Annotated in this window: 3 protein-coding genes; all 3 read left to right on the top strand. The window is 39.1% G+C overall.

Translation table 11 applies throughout. From position 1 onward, the window contains the following. Window positions 1-249 precede the first annotated feature (249 nt). The 3 genes from L1N85_RS26795 to L1N85_RS26785 all read left to right on the top strand — a co-directional run bounded on the left by L1N85_RS26795 (window position 250) and on the right by L1N85_RS26785 (window position 2470). Window positions 250-888 carry an HAD family hydrolase gene (locus L1N85_RS26795; protein ID WP_235242066.1) on the top strand — a complete coding sequence of 213 codons (639 nt, stop codon included), beginning with the start codon at window positions 250-252 and terminating at the stop codon, window positions 886-888. Window positions 889-993: 105 nt separating this feature from the next. Then, window positions 994-2007, top strand: coding sequence for a DUF3885 domain-containing protein (locus L1N85_RS26790; RefSeq protein WP_235242065.1), 1014 nt, complete (start codon window positions 994-996; stop codon window positions 2005-2007). A gap of 184 nt (window positions 2008-2191) precedes the next feature. Then, window positions 2192-2470 carry a hypothetical protein gene (locus L1N85_RS26785; protein ID WP_235242064.1) on the top strand — a complete coding sequence of 93 codons (279 nt, stop codon included), beginning with the start codon at window positions 2192-2194 and terminating at the stop codon, window positions 2468-2470. Window positions 2471-2534 lie beyond the last annotated feature (64 nt).

Genomic DNA, 2534 nt, shown 5'->3' with positions numbered 1-2534 from the left:
CAGTTAGATGGAACGCCGAGATGCTGGGAAACTGGCACGTCCGGTGTGGAGCAGGGGAAAAGCTGGAGATCACATCAAATGCTTACCTATTGCTACGTTAGTTTGAACGATCAAGGGAGCAATTGCTGTGTCAGCTGCTCCCTTTCGGCATTAAAGTAACGGGCAGGATAACTTAATCACTTCGGCGAATACCTCATAAATGGAAAGTTGGAGAAGTTCACATAATTCGAATTGCAGGGAGATGAAATATTGAAAGCTTTTATTTTTGATATGGATGGCGTCATCATTGATAGTGAACCAATACATTTTGACATTGATGTTAAGACAATGAATTTTTTTGGGGTTACTATTTCCCCTCATGAACTAGATGAATTTGTAGGAATGACCAATCCAGAAATGTGGAAGATTTTGAAACAAAAATTCAATCTCTTACATTCAGTATCTGATATCATCGAATATCAACTTTCATCAAAAATTGAATTGATAAGAACAAATGAAATCGGTCCAATTAATGGTATATATGAATTAATTTTAGAACTTAAAAAGCACAATATTGTATTAGGAATAGCTTCTTCTTCTCCGATCAAATTCATTAACGAAGTCTTATTAAAGTTTAAAATACTGGATTATTTCGATTGCATAGTTAGCGGTGAAGAAGTAGCAAAAGGCAAGCCAGAACCGGATGTCTATTTAGAAGCTGCAAGACTTTTGGGAGTCGATCCGTCTGAATGTATTGTTCTTGAAGATTCAAGAAATGGAATTCAATCCGCAAAATCCGCAGGAATGAAATGTATTGGATTTATAAACAAAAACTCAGGGAATCAAGATTTATCAAAGGCAGACATTATTGTTAACTCAATTAGAGATATTAAAGTAACCGATCTTTAGAAGGAATAATCGAAGAGGTCGAATTACGTCAGATAACACTGTATTCAACGCTTCGGGTTCCATTCGGCCCTCGGTTGAGGTATTCCAGGGAAGCATTTCAACCCGATGTTCATTACGCTAACGGGTACGATAGCTCAATCGGGACATGAAGGCGGCTGGCCAGTACGACATGGTAAAATAAAGCTTATATTTTATACGAAGGGAATATTTGCAGTGAATATTGTAAAAGAAATGAAGGCTCACGGTCTTTACATTCGTTTTGAACTAGGACTCGAAAATTTGATGGGTGAGGCGTATCGGTGCGAAGGTCTACGTCGCGCGAGTGCCATTTGTCGTTCAATTTTCGATCCTGAAGACGATGTGATTTTTATGCATCGCACCAGCTATGGTACGAATGAAAAACGAGTCAGTAAAATACGATTAAAGCGCTTTTTCAAAAAGCGATTGAAGCAAACGCGATCGTGCACTTTGCCATATGAGTTTGATGAATCGGATGACGAACTCTACACTAAAGAATGGACCATTGAAGTTAAAGCGAAAGAAATCCGAATGCCGTATGTACTTGAATCCATTGAAAATGCCGATTTCATGCGTAAACCGACCTCCGGCGGTCGGATTTACCTGTATAACAAAACAAAAGGCATTTTGTTTCACATGTATGACGATCGCGGCTGTGATGTTTTCAGTTCCGACAAAGGCACTCTTTTGCCTCTCTACCATCTACACCGAAAATGGATCCTAGATTTTAACCGATACGAAATTGACAGCCTTTTCGGTGAAGGACTCGCCGGTATCATTGAAACGGACGAAGAACGAAAGACTCGATGGGAATTTAACGACAAAAAAGTTACTGATTCCGGAATCAATCTTAGGCGAGTTAATACCTGTCACATATCGCATCATTTCGAGATTCCGTCCGTGAACGCCGATAAGTTTGCAATAGAAATCGCGCTCACGTCGTTCGCGATTCGGCGGATTTCCATAACGGATGACCGGGTCACGTTTTTAGCTACCAAAACGCAAGCCTTAGCGCTTATTGATTATCAAACGCACCTCATGAGTATGTACGGTAAAAAATATGGGACCTATGCCGGTTGGAGCTATGAGAAAACAGTTTGATTCAGTGGAGGCCTAGAAAACAGCCTTCAGGAAGAATATCGAACTGCAGAAATATTAGCTCAAGCCATTTCAAGTATAGCAAATAATAATTGATTGCACTTAATTAGTAAGTAACCATTCCGCTAACGGGTACGATAGTTCAAAACCAACTAAGTTAAAATTATCTTGTGCAAGGTGGTTTTAAATGATTGAGAATATCTCTATAGAAAAACTCAATGAACTATACGTGGATACGATTCGTAAGTGTGGAATGTACTTACTAAGTTCGGATGATTGGGTAATCGAATATAACATTTTTGAAGAGTTTGATACAGGTGTTGTATCTTTTTTACACTCTGACAGCTTGCAAAAGCTAAATGATGCTGCGCTAATTAATGATGAAATAATGCATAAAAGCTCTACCTTAAGAAATAAGGTTCTAGAATTACAACGTAAGCGTCAAATCCTGCACACATGGAAGTAAGATCCGTTTCATGAGAATATGAATGTAGCTCTCACGCGAGGAATAGACGTGGGTCAAGAGACAG

The organism is Paenibacillus alkaliterrae, from assembly GCF_021532375.1.
Classification (GTDB): domain Bacteria; phylum Bacillota; class Bacilli; order Paenibacillales; family Paenibacillaceae; genus Pristimantibacillus; species Pristimantibacillus alkaliterrae.
This window is presented reverse-complemented; position numbering and strand designations above follow the sequence as displayed.